19 protein-coding genes are annotated in these 19848 nt (G+C 45.1%); 18 read left to right on the top strand and 1 reads right to left on the bottom strand.

Features of this window, described 5'->3' with window-relative positions; translation table 11 throughout:
* Positions 1 to 16 precede the first annotated feature (16 nt).
* A complete protein-coding gene (locus T546_RS0115940) occupies positions 17 to 904 on the top strand; it encodes a patatin-like phospholipase family protein (protein ID WP_026892480.1) in 888 nt (295 codons plus the stop codon).
* 43 nt (positions 905 to 947) lie between these two features.
* A complete protein-coding gene (locus T546_RS0115935) occupies positions 948 to 1421 on the top strand; it encodes a GNAT family N-acetyltransferase (RefSeq protein ID WP_026892479.1) in 474 nt (157 codons plus the stop codon).
* A gap of 77 nt (positions 1422 to 1498) precedes the next feature.
* Here the strand turns inward: T546_RS0115935 and T546_RS0115930 are convergent, their stop codons facing one another.
* Positions 1499 to 2722: an argininosuccinate synthase gene (locus T546_RS0115930; protein ID WP_026892478.1), complete on the bottom strand. Its 1224-nt coding sequence runs from the start codon at positions 2720 to 2722 to the stop codon at positions 1499 to 1501.
* Between the two features lie 223 nt (positions 2723 to 2945).
* Here T546_RS0115930 and argC point away from each other — a divergent pair, with 223 nt between their 5' ends.
* The 16 genes from argC to T546_RS0115850 all read left to right on the top strand — a co-directional run bounded on the left by argC (position 2946) and on the right by T546_RS0115850 (position 19770).
* Positions 2946 to 3986, top strand: a complete 1041-nt coding sequence (gene argC, locus T546_RS0115925) for an N-acetyl-gamma-glutamyl-phosphate reductase (RefSeq protein ID WP_026892477.1) — start codon at positions 2946 to 2948, stop codon at positions 3984 to 3986.
* 32 nt (positions 3987 to 4018) lie between these two features.
* Positions 4019 to 4465, top strand: coding sequence for a GNAT family N-acetyltransferase (locus tag T546_RS0115920; RefSeq protein ID WP_026892476.1), 447 nt, complete (start codon positions 4019 to 4021; stop codon positions 4463 to 4465).
* A gap of 10 nt (positions 4466 to 4475) precedes the next feature.
* The gene (locus tag T546_RS0115915) at positions 4476 to 4850 is read left to right on the top strand and encodes an ACT domain-containing protein (RefSeq protein ID WP_026892475.1); all 375 of its coding nucleotides are present in this window, start codon (positions 4476 to 4478) and stop codon (positions 4848 to 4850) included.
* 17 nt (positions 4851 to 4867) lie between these two features.
* On the top strand, positions 4868 to 6091 hold the full coding sequence (gene argJ, locus T546_RS0115910; RefSeq protein ID WP_034599616.1) for a bifunctional glutamate N-acetyltransferase/amino-acid acetyltransferase ArgJ: 1224 nt from the start codon (positions 4868 to 4870) through the stop codon (positions 6089 to 6091).
* Between the two features lie 27 nt (positions 6092 to 6118).
* A complete protein-coding gene (argB, locus tag T546_RS0115905; RefSeq protein WP_026892473.1) occupies positions 6119 to 7015 on the top strand; it encodes an acetylglutamate kinase in 897 nt (298 codons plus the stop codon).
* Positions 7005 to 8204 (top strand): aspartate aminotransferase family protein, encoded by a 1200-nt coding sequence (locus tag T546_RS0115900; protein WP_330371938.1) that lies wholly within the window; start codon positions 7005 to 7007, stop codon positions 8202 to 8204. Before argB ends, T546_RS0115900 begins: the two co-directional genes overlap by 11 nt.
* A gap of 246 nt (positions 8205 to 8450) precedes the next feature.
* Positions 8451 to 8870: a GNAT family N-acetyltransferase gene (locus T546_RS0115895; protein WP_026892471.1), complete on the top strand. Its 420-nt coding sequence runs from the start codon at positions 8451 to 8453 to the stop codon at positions 8868 to 8870.
* Positions 8871 to 9126: 256 nt separating this feature from the next.
* On the top strand, positions 9127 to 10011 hold the full coding sequence (locus T546_RS0115890; RefSeq protein WP_026892470.1) for a helix-turn-helix domain-containing protein: 885 nt from the start codon (positions 9127 to 9129) through the stop codon (positions 10009 to 10011).
* A 70-nt stretch (positions 10012 to 10081) separates the two neighbouring features.
* Positions 10082 to 10714 (top strand): cyclodeaminase/cyclohydrolase family protein, encoded by a 633-nt coding sequence (locus T546_RS0115885; protein ID WP_026892469.1) that lies wholly within the window; start codon positions 10082 to 10084, stop codon positions 10712 to 10714.
* A gap of 16 nt (positions 10715 to 10730) precedes the next feature.
* Positions 10731 to 11570: a bifunctional 5,10-methylenetetrahydrofolate dehydrogenase/5,10-methenyltetrahydrofolate cyclohydrolase gene (locus tag T546_RS0115880; protein WP_207641330.1), complete on the top strand. Its 840-nt coding sequence runs from the start codon at positions 10731 to 10733 to the stop codon at positions 11568 to 11570.
* A 333-nt stretch (positions 11571 to 11903) separates the two neighbouring features.
* The gene (locus T546_RS26470; protein ID WP_034599612.1) at positions 11904 to 11993 is read left to right on the top strand and encodes a potassium-transporting ATPase subunit F; all 90 of its coding nucleotides are present in this window, start codon (positions 11904 to 11906) and stop codon (positions 11991 to 11993) included.
* Complete coding sequence (gene kdpA, locus T546_RS0115870) at positions 11990 to 13675, top strand: potassium-transporting ATPase subunit KdpA (protein ID WP_026892467.1); 1686 nt, start codon at positions 11990 to 11992, stop codon at positions 13673 to 13675. The genes T546_RS26470 and kdpA overlap by 4 nt, the downstream gene beginning before the upstream one ends.
* Positions 13676 to 13695: 20 nt before the next feature.
* Positions 13696 to 15747, top strand: coding sequence for a potassium-transporting ATPase subunit KdpB (gene kdpB / locus T546_RS0115865; RefSeq protein WP_026892466.1), 2052 nt, complete (start codon positions 13696 to 13698; stop codon positions 15745 to 15747).
* 14 nt (positions 15748 to 15761) lie between these two features.
* Complete coding sequence (locus T546_RS0115860) at positions 15762 to 16319, top strand: potassium-transporting ATPase subunit C (protein ID WP_026892465.1); 558 nt, start codon at positions 15762 to 15764, stop codon at positions 16317 to 16319.
* A gap of 45 nt (positions 16320 to 16364) precedes the next feature.
* Positions 16365 to 19058: a sensor histidine kinase gene (locus T546_RS0115855; protein WP_026892464.1), complete on the top strand. Its 2694-nt coding sequence runs from the start codon at positions 16365 to 16367 to the stop codon at positions 19056 to 19058.
* A 1-nt stretch (position 19059) separates the two neighbouring features.
* The gene (locus tag T546_RS0115850; protein WP_026892463.1) at positions 19060 to 19770 is read left to right on the top strand and encodes a response regulator transcription factor; all 711 of its coding nucleotides are present in this window, start codon (positions 19060 to 19062) and stop codon (positions 19768 to 19770) included.
* Positions 19771 to 19848 lie beyond the last annotated feature (78 nt).

Here is a 19848-nt window from a genome sequence, read left to right as displayed (position 1 = left end):
ACGCGAGGAGAGAAGAATGGCAGATTACGGACTGGCGCTGGCAGGGGGCGGTACCAGAGGGGCTGCCCATGTGGGTGTTTTAACAGCCTTGGAGGAGAATGGACTTCTACCGGATTATATCGCAGGAGCCAGCGCTGGAAGCATTGTAGCAGGGCTTTACGCAGCAGGTATGGACATTGGGGAAATGAGAGAGACCGTGCGGTGGTTAGCCAAACATGGAAAAAGCCTGATTGATCCGGATGTACTTGGGATTGCGTTATTTCTTCCCCAGATCATATTGGGAAAGCAGACATCACTTAGCGGTCTCATTAAGGGAAACCGGTTACAAAATTTTCTTTGTGATCTCACCAATAATTTAGGGATACAGGGGAAATGCAGGGGGATTCTAATTCCGGCTGTGGATATTAACAGCGGAGATACCATTGTATTCACCAATCTATTTCAGGAACAGATTCCTCTCTCAGCCTTAAAACTGGAGCATGTAAAATGGGAGAGAAGCGGTACCTTGTGTGAGGTGATGATGGCAAGTTCTTCTGTTCCCGCCATCTTCCGCCCAAGACCATTGAAGAATTACCTATTGGTAGACGGAGGAGTAACCAACAACCTTCCCGTAGACCTTTTAATTGCCGCCGGAGTACCCAGAGTGTTAGGCGTGGATATTGGAGAAAAGTATGAGAAGCCTCACGACGATTCCATTATAGAAATAGCCTATCATTCCTTCTCCGTCATGAGCCGGGATTTAAAGGACTGCGGAAGCGGAGGCGAGGTCATGCTCTTAAAGCCGCCTTTACCAAAGGAAGCAGGACTTCTTACCTTTGACTGCATGGAGGAATGCATGGAAAATGGTTATATTTATACAAAACAGATGATTCCCCGCATTAAGAAAGTGCTGGAGAAGCATTGAATATAAAGCATTAAACCAAAAATACATTCAGGAGGAAAATGAAATGGAGATTACTTTTCGATATGCTGACAGACAGGACTTAGGATTGATTCTCGAATATATTAAGGAACTGGCTGAATACGAAAAGCTACAGGATGAAGTAGTAGCAACAGAGGAAATTTTAGAAGAGTGGATATTTGACCAGAAAAAAGCAGAGGTCATTCTGGCCCAGGCAGACGGAAAGGAGGCAGGCTTTATCCTGTTCTTCCATAACTTCTCCACCTTCCTTGGAAGAGCCGGCATCTATCTGGAAGACCTTTTTGTTAGATCAGAATACCGGGGGTCTGGAGTAGGAAAAGCGCTTCTTAAAAAACTGGCATCCATAACCGTAGAGCGTGACTGCGGAAGACTGGAGTGGTCATGTCTTGACTGGAATCAGAAAAGCATAGACTTTTACCGTTCCATGGGGGCGGTTTCCATGGATGAATGGACCGTTTACCGGGTTACCGGGGATTCCTTAAAGGAATTAGCGGAATAAGAAGAGGGTGATGCAAAATGAAAAGTTAATTCTTTCCGTTTTGCAGCACCCTTTTTTTGTTCTTTTTTTATTTCTTTTTAATTCTTCTTCTCTGCTTCCTGCATCTTCATAGCACGAACCTTTAATGGAAGGCCGAACAGTGTAATGAATCCATCTGCATCATGGTGATCGTAAAGATCTCCGGTGGTAAAGGAAGCAAGGGATTCACTGTATAAGGAATAAGGAGAGGTAGTTCCAGCCTTAATGATATTTCCTTTATAAAGCTTGAATTTAACTTCACCAGTCACATACTCCTGAGTGGAAGTTACAAATGCCTGAATGGCTTCACGAAGAGGGGTAAACCATTTTCCTTCGTAAACGATCTGAGCAAATTTATTTCCCATATCTTTTTTCACTTCCATGGTAGCACGGTCTAATACAAGCTCCTCTAACTGCTGATGAGCTTCTAATAAGATGGTGCCGCCTGGAGTTTCATAAACACCTCTTGATTTCATTCCAACCACACGGTTTTCTACGATGTCGATAATACCGATTCCATGTTTTCCGCCCAGCTCATTTAAGGTGGTGATAATATCAGAAACCTTCATCTTTTTCCCGTTAACGCTTACTGGAACTCCCTTTTCAAAGGTCATAGTTACATATTCGCCTTCATCTGGTGCCTGCTCTGGGGAAACGCCAAGTACTAAAAGATGATCATAATTAGGTTCATTGGCCGGATCCTCAAGCTCTAAGCCCTCGTGGCTGATGTGCCATAAGTTACGGTCACGGCTGTAGCTGCTGTCTGCGGAGAAGGGAAGGTCTATTCCATGCTGCTTGCAGTACTCGATCTCATCTTCTCTGGACTGCATGGTCCATACATCAGTCATACGCCATGGGGCGATGATCTTTAAATCAGGTGCAAGTGCTTTGATGCCGAGCTCAAAACGGATCTGGTCATTTCCTTTTCCGGTAGCTCCGTGGCAAATAGCAGTGGCTCCTTCTTTTCTTGCAATTTCAACCAGTCTTTTTGCAATGGCAGGACGTGCCATAGAAGTGCCTAACAGGTATTTATTCTCGTATATGGCATTTGCCTGGACACAGGGAATAATGTAATTGTCGCTGAAATCATCAACGAGATCTTCAATATATAATTTAGAAGCGCCGGATAATTTGGCTCTCTCTTCCAGACCGTCTAATTCATTTCCCTGGCCGCAGTCGATGCAGCAGCAAACAACATCGTAATCAAAATGTTCCTTTAACCAAGGGATAATTGCTGTGGTATCCAGTCCTCCGGAATAAGCTAAAATAACTTTTTCTTTCATTCTATGTTCCTCCTCTGCCTTAAATGGATTTTTATTAATTGAACTTTCATAAATATACACCAAAACCGGGTATAATGCAAGCATAAAATATAAAAATTAAAAATAACTTGCATAATATACAAAATAGATGTATAATTATGAACTAATAAATCCAAAGGCATGAAACGTGCTTTTTATGCAAAGAATGAAAGTAATATGATAGGTAGAAAAAGGAGAGATGGATATGATAAAAGCAGGTATCATTGGCTCGACTGGATATGCAGGAGGAGAGCTTGCAAGACTTTTGCTCCAGAGAGACGATGTGGAAATCATATGGTACGGTTCCAAAAGCTATGTAGATCAGAAATACGCTTCTGTATATCAGAACATGTTTAAAATCGTAGAAGACAGCTGTCTGGATGATAATATAGAAGCTTTGGCAGAACAAGCAGATGTAATCTTTACGGCAACGCCTCAGGGTTATCTGGCATCTCTGCTGAATGAAACTATCTTATCAAAGACAAAAGTCATTGATTTAAGTGCAGATTACCGGATCAAAGACGTTGCAGTATACGAAGAGTGGTATAAAATGGTCCACAAAACACCTCATTATATTAAGGAAGCAGTTTATGGACTCCCTGAACTTAACAGGGAAAAAATTAAGGAAGCAAGGCTGATCGCCAATCCAGGCTGTTATCCTACTTGTTCTATTTTAAGCATATATCCTCTGGTAAAGGAAGGTCTTATAGACCCGGCCAGCATCATCATTGATGCAAAATCAGGAACCTCCGGCGCAGGGAGAGGGGCTAAGGTGGATAATCTTTACTGTGAAGTCAATGAAAACATCAAGGCTTACGGCGTAGGAACTCACAGACATACACCGGAAATAGAAGAACAGCTTTCCTACGGAGCCGGAAATCCGGTTACCATCAGCTTTACGCCTCATCTCGTACCAATGAACCGGGGAATTCTGGTGACTGCATATGGAACTCTTACAAAAAAGGCCTCCAATGAGGAAATCAAAGAAATTTACCATAAGTATTACGAGAAGGAATATTTTGTCCGGGTATTAAACGATGACATTACGCCTCAGACGAAATGGGTGGAAGGCAGCAACTTCGTAGATGTGAATGCGGTGGTGGATCAGAGAACTAACCGGGTCATTATGATGGGGGCCATGGATAACCTGGTCAAAGGAGCCGCAGGACAGGCGGTTCAAAATATGAACCTTCTCTTTGGACTTCCGGAACAAAAGGGTCTTAAGCTGGTTCCCATGTTTCCATAAAAGACAACATTGAATTTAGTAAGGAGCAGATGATGATCATTCGAACCATGACACCTGGTGATTATGAAAAGGTCTATGAGCTTTGGGCCGGAATCAAAGGCTTTGCACTTCGCAGTTTTGATGATTCCAGGGAGGGCGTGGACCGGTTTTTAAAAAGAAATCCAGACACCAGCGTAGTTGCAGAGGAAGACGGCAGGATTATCGGTACCATTTTAAGCGGCCACGATGGAAGACAGGCAAGCTTTTACCACGTATGTGTAGCCAGTGATTACAGAGGCAGGGGCGTGGGGCATGAGATGGTTTCGGAGGCCGTGTTGAGACTGAAAAAAGAAGGAATCAACAAGGTTAGTTTGATTGCGTTCTGCTCCAATGAAGTGGGAAATAAGTTCTGGCAGGACTTAGGCTTTACTCTGCGAAAAGACGCTAATTCCTATGATTATATATTAAATGAAGGAAATAAATCCATGGTAAATCCATAGGAGGAGTAAGATGGAGCTAAAAGAGATACAAGGGGATTATACCGTTTGCAAGATCTCCGGGTTTTCAGAGCTGACCCAGGAGATCCAGGCTTCCCAGTTTTGGTTCTTTGGAAAAACGGACGAAGAACTTTCCCTGGTGTGTGAAACCGCTCTGGTTCCCAAAGAGTCCATGGAGCGCGAAGATGGTTTTCGGGCGTTCCGTATTGAGGGAACTTTGGATTTTTCCCTGACTGGGATACTATCAAGACTGTCCACTGTTTTGGCAGACCATGGAATCGGAATCTTTGCAGTCTCAACCTTTCAAACGGATTACATATTGGTGAAAAAAGAAAATTATAAAAAAGCAATGGAAAAACTCATAGAAGCAGGATATACGTTTCCATAGAACAGGGAGGATATTATATGAAAGAAATCGTCGGCGGAGTAACAGCAGCAAAGGGATTTAAAGCATCCTGCACAGCAGCAGGAATTAAATATAAAGACAGAAAAGATATGGCAATGATCTACAGCGAAGTTCCCTGTAAGGCAGCAGGAACCTACACTACCAACATCGTAAAGGCAGCACCAGTCAAATGGGATAAGGAAATGGTGGACCATTCCAAATTCATTCAGGCCATTGTAGTGAATGCAGGAATTGCCAATGCCTGTACCGGTCAGGAAGGTTACTCCTACTGTCAGGAAACCGCAAAGGAAGCCGCAGAGTGTCTCTCCATTCCGGCAGACGCCGTATTAGTAGCTTCCACCGGAGTCATTGGCATGCAGCTTCCCATGGACCGGATACGGGCAGGAATTAAAGCTATGGCTCCTGCTTTATCCCGAGCCATAGAGAGCGGAACCGATGCAGCGACTGCCATCATGACTACGGATACGGTGAAAAAGGAAGTGGCTGTTCAGATCGAGCTAGGAGGTAAAATCGTTACCATCGGAGGCATGTGCAAAGGCTCCGGTATGATCCATCCGGATATGTGTACCATGCTAAGCTTCATTACCACAGATGCCGCCATTTCAAAGGAGCTTCTGGTAGAGGCCTTACGGGAGGACATTAAAGACACATATAACATGATTTCCGTTGACGGAGATACCTCCACCAATGATACCGTACTACTCCTTGCCAACGGCCTGGCAGAAAATCCTGAAATCACAGAAAAAAATGAGGATTACCACACCTTTTTAAAAGCACTCCACGTAGTCAATGAGACGCTGGCAAAAAAGATGGCAGGAGACGGAGAAGGCTGTACCGCACTGTTTGAAGTGAAGATCATCGGCGCAGAAACCAAGGAGCAGGCAAAAACACTTTCAAAGTCAGTCATTACTTCAAGCCTGACAAAGGCAGCAATCTTCGGCCACGATGCCAACTGGGGCAGAATCCTTTGTGCCATGGGTTATTCCGGGGCACAGTTTGATCCGGAAAAGGTAGATTTATATTTTGAAAGCGCAGCTGGAAAGCTTAAAATTATAGAAGATGGCGTGGCCCTTCCCTACAGCGAAGAAGAAGCCACCAAGATATTATCTGAGCCGGAAGTAACCGCTACCGCAGACATCAAAATGGGAGAGGCGACCGCCACAGCCTGGGGCTGTGATTTAACCTTTGACTATGTAAAAATCAACGCAGATTACCGTTCGTAACTGGAAATAAGGGAGGAAAAAAATATTATGGATTTAGATCAAAGCATCATGCAGAAGGCAGAAGTACTCATTGAGGCCCTACCTTATATCCAGAGATTCAATAAAAAAATCATTGTAGTGAAATACGGCGGAAGCGCAATGGTGGATGAGGAATTAAAGCGTCAGGTCATTCAGGATGTGGTTTTATTAAGGCTTGTTGGCTTTAAGCCCATTATCGTCCATGGAGGCGGAAAAGAAATCAGCCGCTGGGTGGAGATGGCTGGTATGGAACCTCAGTTTGTGAATGGTCTTCGGGTGACGGATGAGCCAACCATGGAGATTGCAGAAATGGTTCTTAACCGGGTGAACAAAAGCTTGGTGCAGCTTGTAAATGAGCTTGGAATCAAGGCGGTGGGAATCAGCGGAAAAGACGGAATGATGCTAAAATGCAAAAAGCGTTTCTCCAATGGAGAGGACATCGGCTTTGTAGGAGACATTACCGAGGTAGATCCACAGATTATCTACGATTTGTTGGAAAAGGATTTTCTTCCCATCATCTGCCCCGTTGGTTTTGACGAGGACTTTAAGACATACAACATCAATGCCGATGACGCAGCCTGCGCCATTGCCACAGCCGTGAAAGCAGAGAAACTGGCTTTTTTGACGGACGTTGAGGGGGTCTACCGGGATTTTAAAGACAAAGACTCCCTCATCTCCGAAATGTCCATTGAAGAAGCGGAGAATTTTGTGGGCAGCGGAACTCTTGGGGGTGGAATGCTCCCAAAGCTTCAAAACTGTATTGATGCCATGAAGGAGGGAGTATCCAGGGTACATATTATGGACGGACGTATCCCACACTGCCTGCTTCTTGAGATATTCACCAATAAAGGAATCGGAACTGCAATTATTAGTCCGGGAGAGGAGCGTTTTTATCATGCTGAGTAAACAGGAGTATATTGATCAGTCAGAAGAACATATCTATAAGACCTATAACCGTTTTCCCGTGGTATTTGACCATGGAGAGGGTGTTCATCTTTACGATACCGATGGAACCGAGTATCTTGACTTTACCGCTGGAATTGCAGTCATGGGCCTTGGTTACCATGATAAGGAATATGACGATGCCTTAAAGTCTCAGGTGGATAAGCTGATTCACACCTCAAATCTGTTTTATAACGTACCGGTAGTAGAGGCAGGAGAACGGCTTTTAAAGGTTTCTCAGATGGATAAGGTGTTTTTCACCAACAGTGGAACAGAAGCCATTGAAGGGGCATTAAAGATCGCCAGAAGATATGCCTATAACAAGGATAACAGCCATGACCATGAGATCATTGCCATGAACCACTCCTTCCATGGAAGAAGTCTTGGAGCTCTTTCCGTGACCGGAAATAATAAATACCAGGAGCCATTTAAGCCTCTGATTCCAGGAATCAAATTCGCAGATTTCAATGACTTAGAAAGTGTTAAGTCGCTGGTCAGTGAGAAAACATGTGCCATAATCATGGAAACGATTCAGGGAGAAGGAGGAATCTATCCTGCTACAGAAGAATTCTTAAAAGGCGTGAGAGCCCTTTGTGATGAACACGATATGCTTCTTATTCTGGATGAGATTCAGTGCGGCATGGGGCGGACAGGAGATATGTTTGCCTGGCAGAAATACGGGGTTAAACCTGATGTGATGACCGCTGCAAAGGCTCTTGGAAACGGTGTGCCAATCGGTGCTTTTTTAGCATCAGGAAAGGCTGCCACAGCCATGGCACCAGGAGATCATGGAACCACCTACGGCGGCAATCCATTTGTAACAGCTGCGGCAGCAAAGGTCCTTGAAATCTTTGAGAACAGGGATATTGTGAACCATGTGAAAGAGGTGGGAGATTATCTTTGGGAAAAGGTCGAGGAGCTTGTTAAAAAGTATCCGGTTATAACCGGACACAGAGGAGTGGGATTAATCCAGGGACTGGAGTTTTCCATACCCGTGGCTCCTATTGCGGAAAAGGCCATTCTGGAGGAGAAGCTCATCATCATCAGCGCAGGTACGAATGTGATCCGACTGATTCCTCCTCTGGTCATAGAGAAGGAACATATAGATGATATGCTTGTAAAACTGGAATCCTTATTAAAGGTTTATAAATAACAAACCCTATTCTAGTATTCCAGGTAAGAGATCGATATCCACAAATCGAAAGTTGTTGGGGACAAGGCAAGTACTTTCTTGACATGATATTGGAACTATAATATAATCTGATTTACAAATTAAATAAATGCTTTCACTCATCACCGGATGAGTGACTATAAGGCATCCAAGACTTAATCGTAGGTACGGTGTTTCGACACTATAAGATTTAGTCTTGGATGCCTATTTTTTTGGAAAGGAAGAAGTATGGATATTAAAGTGTACGAACAATTACCAGAGGATGCAAAATACATCCGCAGAAGCGTGTTTATTGAGGAGCAAGGATTTGAAAACGAATTTGATGATATTGATGATATGTCTACACATATTTTGATATATGAATCATCTGATCCCGTTGCTACTTGCAGGCTTTATTATAATGATGAAAGACAAAGCTATGTCATAGGACGCATTGCAGTTCTAAAGAAATTCAGAGGCAAGAATTATGGAGCTGAATTGATTAAAATGGCAGAACAAGAAATTGTAAAAATGCAAGGGAGAACTGTCCAATTATCTGCACAAGTCAGAGTATCTGAGTTTTATAAGAAAAATGGTTATATTGCATCGGACGAAGTTCATGTTGATGAAGGATGCCCACATGTTTGGATGAAGAAAGAGTTGAGATAAACAGATGCTAAAAAAATGATTATTTTATCCTAAACGTCCTTGAAACATAATAGATAATTCGCCATAGACCTTCCACAATCATAATAGACCGCAAGCTGCTGCGAAGTACCACCGCACATAGATAAACAAAAACACAGAGCATTCATGCACCAAGGAATAATATAAAATAAAAAAGGCAAATTTGGAGCAGCAAGCCTCTTTTCATTCTGCTATAATCAGGTTACCACGTGGGAAACCAATTACAGGAGGCAGCGGAATGAAAAGAGGAGAATGGGCCGTGTCATGTACCCTCTATATGGAAGAGCATTTAAAAGAAGATCTGACGGTGGAAGCTTTAAGCACATGGGCAGGCTATTCCCCCTGGTATTTTTCCAGATGTTTTAAGGAAAAGGTGGGAGCGTCTCCCATGGAATACTTAAAGCAGAGACGTCTTTTTGCGGCAGCTGGAGAAATAGCCGGAGGCCGGAGAATCTTAGATGTCGCTCTCGATTATGGCTGGGATACCCATGGCGGCTTTGCCAAAGCCTTTATCAGCCAGTTCGGCTATTCTCCCGTGCTGTTAAGAGCGTTTCATATCCGTGATCAATCATGGAAAGGAGACACCATGGGATTATCTTTAAAAAATACAGAAAACTGCAAGGAGCCAGAAGAACTTTATAAAGAGCTTTTAAATACGTTAAATGAAAATGGTACAGAATATGAACCGGAAAAACTGAGAAACCTATATGAAAAGGCATCTCATTTTCACCAGGGACAAAAGCGGTATTCCGGAGAGGAATACATTACCCATCCCTTAAAGGTAGCCATACTCCTAGCAGACATGGGGGCAGACTTAGAGACGGTATGCGCTGGACTTCTTCATGATGCAGGGGAATGGGAGGAAGAAGGAATCATCAAAGAGATACTCCTTTCCTACGAAGAGTTTCAAAAAACAGGAACATGTACCGATGACCGCGGTGCTTTGATTGCATTGGCGGACCGTCTTCACAATATGCGGACGATAGAATTTGTAGATCCGGCTACCTGGAAGAGGCGGGCAGAAGAGACGGTGAGAATCTTTTCTCCCCTTGCGGCAAAGTATGGAGATATGAGGCTCAGATCAGAGCTTGACGATCTTTCCTATCCACACCTTACAAGTTAAACTTGTGTTTTTTTAGAAAGCCTTATATAATGTTAAATAAAATTTTCAGTCTGAAAGGCGGTATAGACAAATGATACAGGATTTTACAGTTTCTTCCTTCCTAGAACAGCTTTCCTCCAAAAGCCCCACACCAGGGGGAGGCGGTGCAGCTGGTCTTGGAGGAGCGGTTGGAACGGCTCTCGGTGAGATGGTGGTAAATTTAACTCTGGGAAAAAAGAAGTATGCAGAGGTGGAAGAGGAGATGCAGTCAATCATTCGCTCCCTTTCCCAGATCAGAGAAGAATTTATGAGACTTGCCGATGAGGATGCAGCTGTATTTGCACCTTTGGCCGAAGCTTATGCCCTTCCGTCTAAAACGGAGGATGAAAAGACGAAAAAAACTGAAATCCTGGAAGGTCTCCTTGTTTCAGCTGCCCAGGTGCCTCTTTCAGTCATGGAGCTTTGCTTAAAAGCTCTGGATCATATGGAGGTTCTGGCAGTCAAAGGTAGCCGCCTGGCGGTCAGTGATGTGGGAGTAGGGGTACAGATGATCCGTGCTTCCCTCCTTGGAGCCAAGATGAACGTTTTGATCAATACAAAAACAATGGTCAACCGGGAAAAAGCCAGAGAATTAAATGCAAGGGCTCAGTACGTTTCAGAGGAAGGAATCCTTTGGGCAGATCAAATTTATACGCAGGTGGAAGCGGCGTTAAAGACAGAATAAAGGAGGCAAAATAGCCGTGATAACATTAAAGGGTGCAGAGGTATCTGCTAAAATCAGGGAACAGGTGGATGAGCTTTGTAAGGGAATGACAGGAAGTACACCGAAACTGGCAATTGTAAGAGTAGGAGAGCGGCCCGATGATCTTTCCTATGAGCGGGGAGCTTTAAAAAAGATGGAGGCATTCGGCCTTCTGGCAGAAAGCTTTGCCTTTCCAGGTGATATCAGCGATGAGGATTTTAAACGGGAATTTTCTAAAATCAATGACAATCCTGAGATTCAGGGAATTCTGCTTCTTCGCCCCCTGCCAGAGCAGATTAAGGAAAAAGATATCGAGGAAATGATCCAGCCGAAAAAGGATTTAGACGGCATTTCCCCTGTTAACATTGCCAAGGTCTTTGCAGGAGATGAATCCGGATTTGCACCTTGTACAGCAGAAGCCGTGGTTGAGGTTCTAAAGGCCAATGAGATCCCCATGACAGGTAAAAAGGTAATTGTGGTTGGAAGAAGTATGGTGGTTGGCCGTCCCCTTTCCATGCTGATGTTAAAGGAAAATGCCACAGTTACTATCTGCCACACCCGTACCGAGAATTTAAAGGAAACCTGTAAGCAGGGAGATATTCTGGTTGCGGCCGTAGGCCGGGCAAAGATGCTTGACGGCTCCTACGTTGGAACTGGTGCCGTTGTTATTGATGTGGGAATCAATGTGGATGAAAATGGAAAACTTTGTGGCGATGTGGATTTCGATTCCCTGGAAGGAATCGCTTCCATGGCAACCCCAGTTCCTGGCGGGGTGGGCGCTGTTACTACCGCTGTGTTGGCAAAGCATCTTGTGATTGCTGCATTATCCCAGAGGTAAGAAAAGAAATTTAATTTAAGTACAAAAGCATAGAAAGAGCTTGTTTTGGTTTTGTAACAGAAACCAAAGCAGGCTCTTTTTTCTTGCCAATTTCTTGACATGGACCCGTTCCATCTTGACACCCCTTTGATTCTATTTCTGATATGATTGCAGATGTAAGGAGATAGACTTCTAATTAAAAAATTTAAGCGTGAGGTGAGAGCTATGGATTGGTTTGGACTGGTACTTTTAATTCTTGTCATTGTTTTATCCATGCTTTGCATCATTCAGTGGTGGGTCAACATCCATCAATGAAAGAGGAAGAAACGAAGGAGATATGAGGGAGATGATAAGATGAACGTTCTTTTAGCAGTAACAGGCATGGTTGGCCTTGCCTTGCTGATTTATTTGTTTTACGTATTATTTCGAGGTGATGAATTATGAAATATATCATCATGCAGGATATTTTTTATGTGGCTGTTTTACTAGGATTATCCATTTTAATGGGGAATTATATCCATAAGGTAATGAGCGGACAAAAGGTTTTTTTAAGTCCGTTTCTTACTCCTGTGGAAAAACATTTTTATAAGCTTATGGGAATGAGTGACCATGAGGAAATGACTGCAAAGCAGTATACCTGGTCCATCATTTTCTTCAGCGCAGCAGGCTTTATATTCCTGTTCCTTATGTTGGTTTTACAGGGGTTTCTGCCCTTTAATCCCCAGGGAATGAAGGGAACCAGCTGGCATCTGGCCTTTAACACGGCGGCAAGCTTTGTATCCAATACAAACTGGCAGGCGTATTCCGGGGAGAGCACTCTGTCTTATCTGACCCAGCTTCTGGGCCTGACGGTTCAGAACTTTGTATCAGCGGCCACTGGAATCGCCGTTATTTACGCGCTGATTCGAGGGTTCATATGGAAGCAAACAACCACTCTGGGGAACTTTTGGGAGGATATAACAAGGAGCGTGCTTTATATTCTTCTGCCTCTTTCCATCGTAATTGCTCTTCTTTTGGTTTCTCAGGGCGTTGTCCAGTCCTTTGAACCATATAAAGAGGTTTCCACACTGGAACATGGGGCAGCACAGGTGATTCCTCTTGGCCCTGCAGCCAGTCAGATCGCTATGAAACAGCTTGGCACCAATGGCGGCGGCTTCTTTGGAATGAACTCTGCATATCCTCTGGAGAATCCTACGATTTTATCAAACTTCATTCAGTTGTTATCCATACTTCTCCTACCGGCATCCCTTTGTGTCAGCTTTGGAAAGGCGGTTAAGGACAGAAAGCAGGGGCGCACCGTCTATGCTGTCATGATGATTTTCTTTGTTGCCGCATTGCTGGTGGCGACCATGAGCGAGCAATTGGCTGGCCCTGTCTGGAATGGAGTGGCTGCCTCTGGAAGCATGGAGGGAAAAGAAGTGATTCACGGAGTGGGAGGATCCTCGTTATGGGCTGTGGTCACGACAGCCGCCTCCAATGGCTCTGTTAACGCCATGCATGACAGCCTGACTCCCATGGCAGGGTTTGTCACCATGTTTCTCATGCAGCTTGGGGAAATTGTATTCGGAGGCGTGGGAAGTGGCCTTTATGGAATGCTGGCATTTGTGCTCTTAACGGTATTTATCGCCGGGCTTATGGTGGGGCGGACGCCGGAGTATTTAGGGAAAAAGGTGGAACCGTTTGATATGAAGATGGTGTGTTTGATCGTTCTCACACCGCCGCTTTTGACCCTCATTGGAACGGCAGCAGCAGTCTGTATGCCAGAGGCGGCCACCTGGCTTACCAATTCAGGTGCCCACGGATTTTCAGAGATTTTGTACGCCTTTTCCTCTATGGCAAACAACAACGGAAGCAGCTTTGGAGGCTTTAACGGAAATACAGTGTTTACCAATGTAACCGGCGGTCTCATCATGCTTTTGGTCCGTTTTATTCCCATGGGCGCTGCCATATTCCTTGCTGGTAATATGGCAAAGAAGAAGACCGTAGCTTCCAGTGAAGGAACCTTATCAACCAGCAACGTAACCTTTATCGGCCTTTTGATCGGAGTTATCCTGATTGTGGGTGCACTTAGCTTTTTACCTGCTCTGGCACTTGGCCCCATTGCTGATTTTGTAACATCAAGATAACAGAAGGTGATAATATGGAAATGATAGAAAGTAAAAAAAGTATATTTGTAGATGCCATCAGACAGTCCTTTAAAAAGCTGTCTCCCCGCACCCAGGTAAAAAATCCGGTGATGTTTGTGGTTTATCTTGGGGCCATCATGACCTCAGGGTTCTATATTCTCTCCTTCTTTGGAATCAGCGATGAAAGGGCCGGCTATACCCTTTCCATCTCACTGATTCTATGGTTTACGGTACTCTTTGCTAATTTTGCAGAATCCATAGCAGAGGGAAGAGGAAGGGCCCAGGCAGCCAGCCTTCGCAGTGCCAGAAAGGATGTAAAGGCCAGAAAGCTTAAGAATGCTGCTGACCTTTCTGATTACACAGAAGTCCTTTCCAATACCCTGAAAAAAGGGGATATTGTATACGTGAAAGGGAACGAGCAGATTCCAATGGATGGAGAAGTCATAGAAGGAGCAGCCTCTGTTGACGAAAGTGCCATTACCGGGGAATCGGCACCCGTGATCCGGGAATCAGGAGGGGACAGAAGTGCAGTAACCGGGGGGACTACCCTGGTATCCGACTGGCTCATCATCAGGGTGACGGCAGAAGCCGGGGAAAGCTTTCTGGATAAGATGATTTCAATGGTAGAAGGGGCAGCCAGAAAAAAGACGCCCAATGAAATTGCCCTTCAGATTCTTCTCATTACCTTAACCATAATTTTTCTGGTGGTAACGGCGGCTTTATTGCCCTTTACAAATTTTGCAAGCAAACAGGCAGGTTCTGGCACGGCGATTTCCCTTACCAACATCATTGCTCTACTGGTATGCCTTGCCCCTACCACCATCGGCGCCCTTCTTTCTTCCATTGGAATCGCAGGTATGAGCCGATTAAATCAGGCCAATGTTCTGGCTATGAGCGGCCGTGCTATTGAGGCGGCTGGAGATGTGGATGTATTGCTGCTGGATAAGACAGGAACCATTACCTTAGGAAACCGTCAGGCCAGCGAATTTCTTCCGGTTCCCGGTGTGACAGAACAGGAGCTTGCAGATGCCGCCCAGCTATCCTCCCTAGCCGATGAAACGGCGGAAGGCAGAAGCATAGTAGTGCTTGCCAAGGAACGGTTTGGATTACGGGGCAGGGAGCTTTCCGGGCTTGATGCAGTTTTTGTAGAGTTTACAGCCAAAACAAGGATGAGTGGAATTGATTATCAGGGAAATGAGATTAGAAAAGGAGCCGCAGATACGGTAAAAGAGTATGTAATAAAAAAGGGCGGCAGATATCCAGAGGAATGTGAACGGCTGGTGAAACGGGTTGCCGGCTCTGGAGGAACCCCTCTGGTGGTAGTAAAAAACAGCCAGGTCCTTGGCGTGGTTCATTTAAAGGATATTGTAAAGAACGGAGTAAAGGAACGCTTTGAGGACCTTAGAATCATGGGCATTAAGACCATTATGATAACCGGAGATAACCCAATGACTGCAGCGGCTATCGCAGCGGAGGCAGGGGTGGATGATTTCCTTGCCGAGGCAACTCCGGAAGCAAAGCTTGCCCTTATCCGGGAGTATCAGGCAGGAGGCCATCTGGTAGCCATGACAGGAGATGGAACTAACGATGCTCCCGCTCTGGCCCAGGCAGATGTTGCCGTTGCCATGAATACAGGCACACAAGCGGCAAAGGAAGCCGGAAACATGGTTGACTTAGACTCCAGTCCCACAAAGCTGATTGACATCGTTCGGATAGGAAAACAGCTGTTAATGACCAGAGGCTCTCTGACTACATTCAGTGTGGCAAACGATGTGGCAAAGTATTTTGCCATTATACCGGTGCTGTTTTTCGGTATCTATCCTCAGCTTTCAACCCTTAATTTTATGGGACTGACCAGTGCTTCCAGTGCCATGCTCTCAGCCATTATCTATAACGCTGTCATTATCATTGCGTTGATTCCTCTGGCATTAAAGGGAGTCAAATACCGTGAACTGCCAGCCGGTAAGCTGCTCCAAAGAAACTTATTGATCTATGGACTGGGGGGAATCACAGCTCCATTTCTGGCTATTAAGATAATTGATATGCTTTTGACAGCCAGCGGGCTGGTATAAGGAGGTGTTTACCTATGAAATTCAGAAAGGAATTAAGGCCAGCACTCATTTGCTTTGGCATTATGACGGTTCTTTGCGGCGCTCTATATACAGCAGCCATTACAGGGATTTCCCAGCTTGTGTTCAAGGACCAGGCAAATGGCAGTATCATTGCCGTGCATCAAAAAGATGGTACAAAAATAGAAATGGGTTCCAGACTCCTTGCCCAAAGCTTCACAAAGACGGAATATCTGGTGGGAAGGCCAGCGGGAGTCTCCAATCTTTCTCCAGTCAGCAAAGAGGAGAAAAAGCTGGTACAGGAACGGATTGACTGGTGGCATTCCTTGGATCCGGGGAATGAGAAGGAGATACCTATGGATCTGGTCACTGGTTCGGGTAGTGGTGTAGACCCTCACATCACGCCCCAGGCAGCCGAGTATCAGGTAACGCGGATTGCAAAGGACAGAGGAATGACAGAAGAGGAAGTGCGCCATATTATTAAGAATTATACTAGCGGCCGGCTGCTGGGATTTATGGGGGAGCCTGCGGTTGATGTATTCATGGTAAATTTAGCGCTGGATGGGTTGATATAATCAAAAAAAGTGGTATGATTCTTGGATAAAGGTGGTGATGCAGGAATGGATCTGATGGACCAGAGGCCGGATCCCGATGAAATTTTAGAGACGATCAAAGCCGGAGAATCAAAGCCGGCAGGCAAGCTTAAAATCTTTTTTGGATACGCGGCTGGTGTTGGAAAAACATATGCCATGCTTGATGCGGCTCAGGAGCTTTATAGAAGCGGAGTGGATGTTCTGGTTGGCTATATCGAGCCTCATACACGCCCGGAAACCATGGAAAAGCTTAAAGGACTTCCTGTTCTCCCTCCAAAAACGGTATCATACCGGAAGATAGAGTTAAAAGAATTCGACTTGGATGAAGCCCTAAGGCGAAGGCCGGAGCTGATTTTAGTAGATGAACTGGCCCACACCAATGGGGAAGGTGGAAGAAATAAAAAACGGTATCAGGATATTGAGGAGCTGTTGGCAGCTGGTATTGATGTTTACACCACGGTGAATGTCCAGCACATGGAAAGTTTAAATGATGTCGTAGAGAACATCACAACAATCAGGGTCCAGGAAACCGTACCGGATTACATTTTTGACCGGGCAGAGGAAATTAAACTGGTGGATCTTGAGCCGGAAGAGCTTCTGCGCCGTTTGGAAGGCGGTAAGGTCTACGGCCCTGACCGTGCCAGGCTGGCAATGCAGAACTTTTTCAGCCGGGAGAATCTAAGGCTTTTGCGGGAAATTGCTCTTAGGTGTACGGCTGATAAGATCAGTCTGGAAAATCAAAACCAGCGCAGCTTATCCGATAAGCTGGCAAATACAAAGATGCTGGTCTGCATCGGACCCTCGCCCTCCTCTGCCAAATGTATCCGCTGGACTGCCAGGGCAGCAGAAGCATTTCATGCAAGCTGGAGCGCTCTTTATGTGGAAGATACCAAAAGCAAAGGAGTCACAAAGCAGCAGCAAAAGACCATTCAGGAGAATATAGAGCTGGCAGAAAAGCTGGGGGCTGAAATTGTAAATCTGACCGGCCATGACCTAGCCATTGTCATATCGGAATACGCAAAGTTGTCGGGAATTACAAATATAGTGGTGGGTAAGAGCCGGAATCGAACAACACTGAAAAGTCTGTTTGAAGAGGATTTAGAAGATAAGCTGATTTCCCTTCTGCCAGCCATAGAGGTCCATATCATCCCTGGAACTGTGGGAAAACGGAGCTATCGAAAACCACGTAAAAATTTAAACGTGGAAATGCCCCATCTATCCTTAGGAGATTCCATGAAATCCTTTGCTATCTTGGTGGCAGCTACTTTACTGTCCTTTGGATTTCATGGTCTGGATATCATGAACCAGAACATCATTATGGTTTATATTTTTTCCGTTTTACTGATTTCAAGAGTCACAGAAGGGTATGTATATGGTATTGCCTCTTCCGTCATCAGCGTCCTGACCTTTAATTTCTTTTTTACAGAGCCTTATTTTACCCTGGACGCCATACAAACCGGTTATCCGCTGACCTTTCTTGTTATGCTTTTGGTGGCTCTCATTACAAGTGCCATGACTGTTAGGATTAAAGCGGAAGCAAGGCTTGCGGTAAAAAGGGAGCACCGGACGGAGGTGCTTTATGAGATCAACAAAAAGCTTTTGGCAGCCAGAGGACTTGAAACGATTGTATCATTGACCAATGACTACATTACCAGGCTGTTTGACCGATCCATTGTGTTCTTTTCATTGGACCCGGAGCAGGGGGAAGATGGAGCGGTCATGCAGGCATTTGACGATGTGGATGCCTCTGTCTTAAATTCTCCGGATGAAAAGGCAGTGGCACACTGGGTATTTCTCAATCAGAAACGTGCCGGGGCAGGAACGGATACTTTAATGGGAGCTGCCGCCTTTTATATGCCTGTGGTTTCCCAGGGGAAGGTTCTTGCTGTTTGGGGCATTTCCTGTAAAAAGGGAAAGTTAGATCACGATACCCGTCTTTTCCTGCGGATGATCGCCTCCCAGGCAGCCATGGCTCTGGAGAGGCAGAAGCTTTCTGATGAGCAGAACCGCATTGTGGTGGAGTCAGAAAAGGAGAGAATGAGAAGCACGCTTTTGCGGGCCATTTCTCACGATCTGCGCACACCCCTTGCCGGTATATTAGGCTCCAGCTCTGCAATTTTGGAAAACAGAAAAGCGCTTGACGAGGCTACAAGAGACAGCCTTATCGCCAATATTCAGGAGGAATCCCAGTGGCTGATTCGCATGGTGGAAAATCTTCTTTCGGTTACAAGAATTAACGAAAGTGCATCTAATTTAGTAACTAAACCGGAGGCAGCGGAAGAGGTAGTGGGAGAGGCAGTAAGCAGAATCAAGCACAGGTTTCCCCATCGGGAAATCATGGTGTATGTACCAGAGGAGTACTTGGAGGTTCCCATGGATGGCACGCTGATTGTACAGGTGCTCATCAATCTTTTGGAAAATGGGATCAAGTATTCCCCAGAGGACACCCCTGTGGAGCTCCATTTAAAAAAGAATGGAGATAGGGCTGAATTTATGGTCATGGACCGGGGAAAGGGGATTTCCCAGGAGGAATTTCCTTATCTTTTTACCGGAAATAAGCCGGCAGAACATAGAAGCCCGGATTCAGCCAGAGGCCTTGGAATCGGACTGTCTATCTGCAAGACCATCATAAACGCTCATGGAGGCGAATTAAGGGCTGAAAACAGGGAGGGGAAAGGTGCCGTATTTCGCCTTACTCTGCCATTGAAAGGAAGTGAATGAAATGGATATGAAACCAACGGTCTTAATCATTGAAGATGAGGATGCCATCTGCAATTTCATCTCAGCAGTTTTAACTTCTAACGATTATCAGGTCATAAAAGCTAAAACAGGAAGGGAAGGACTTTCCATGTTCACTTCTCACATCCCTGATATCATTTTATTAGACCTTGGTCTTCCTGATATGGACGGGGTGGAGATACTGAAAAAGATCCGTAGCTGGTCAAAGATTCCGATCATTGTAGTATCGGCCAGAGGCCATGAACGGGAGAAGGTGGCAGCTCTTGATCTTGGGGCAGATGATTATATCGTAAAGCCCTTTGGCACACCAGAGCTTCTTGCCCGGATTCGGACGGCTATCCGCCACAGCACAGAGGCAGCAGGCACGGGAGGTCATGAAGCAGATAAATTCATGGTAGGGAATCTGGAAATTGATTATGGAAAGCGAATCGTATTAAAGGCTGGAGAGCGGGTTCATTTAACTCCCATTGAATACAAGATTCTGGTGCTTCTTTCCAAAAATGCAGGCAAAGTATTGACTCATGATTTTATCATCCGGGAAATTTGGGGACTGTATACCGATGAGAGCCATACTCTGCGGGTGAATATGGCCAATATACGAAGAAAAATAGAAATTAATCCTGGCAACCCCCAGTATATCCTGACTGAGATGGGGGTTGGATACCGGATGGTAGAAGAGCTGGGAGAGGCATAAAAACTTAAGTAAGAGAAAAGGACGCATTGCATCCTGGTTGTAAAGCCAGTTTTGCAATGCGTCCTGTTTATTTATTTC

It is taken from the genome of [Clostridium] aerotolerans DSM 5434 (genome assembly GCF_000687555.1).
Classification (GTDB): Bacteria; Bacillota; Clostridia; order Lachnospirales; family Lachnospiraceae; genus Lacrimispora; species Lacrimispora aerotolerans.
The sequence above is the reverse complement of the archived record's forward strand: the minus strand, read 5'-3'. Positions and strand labels throughout refer to the sequence as shown.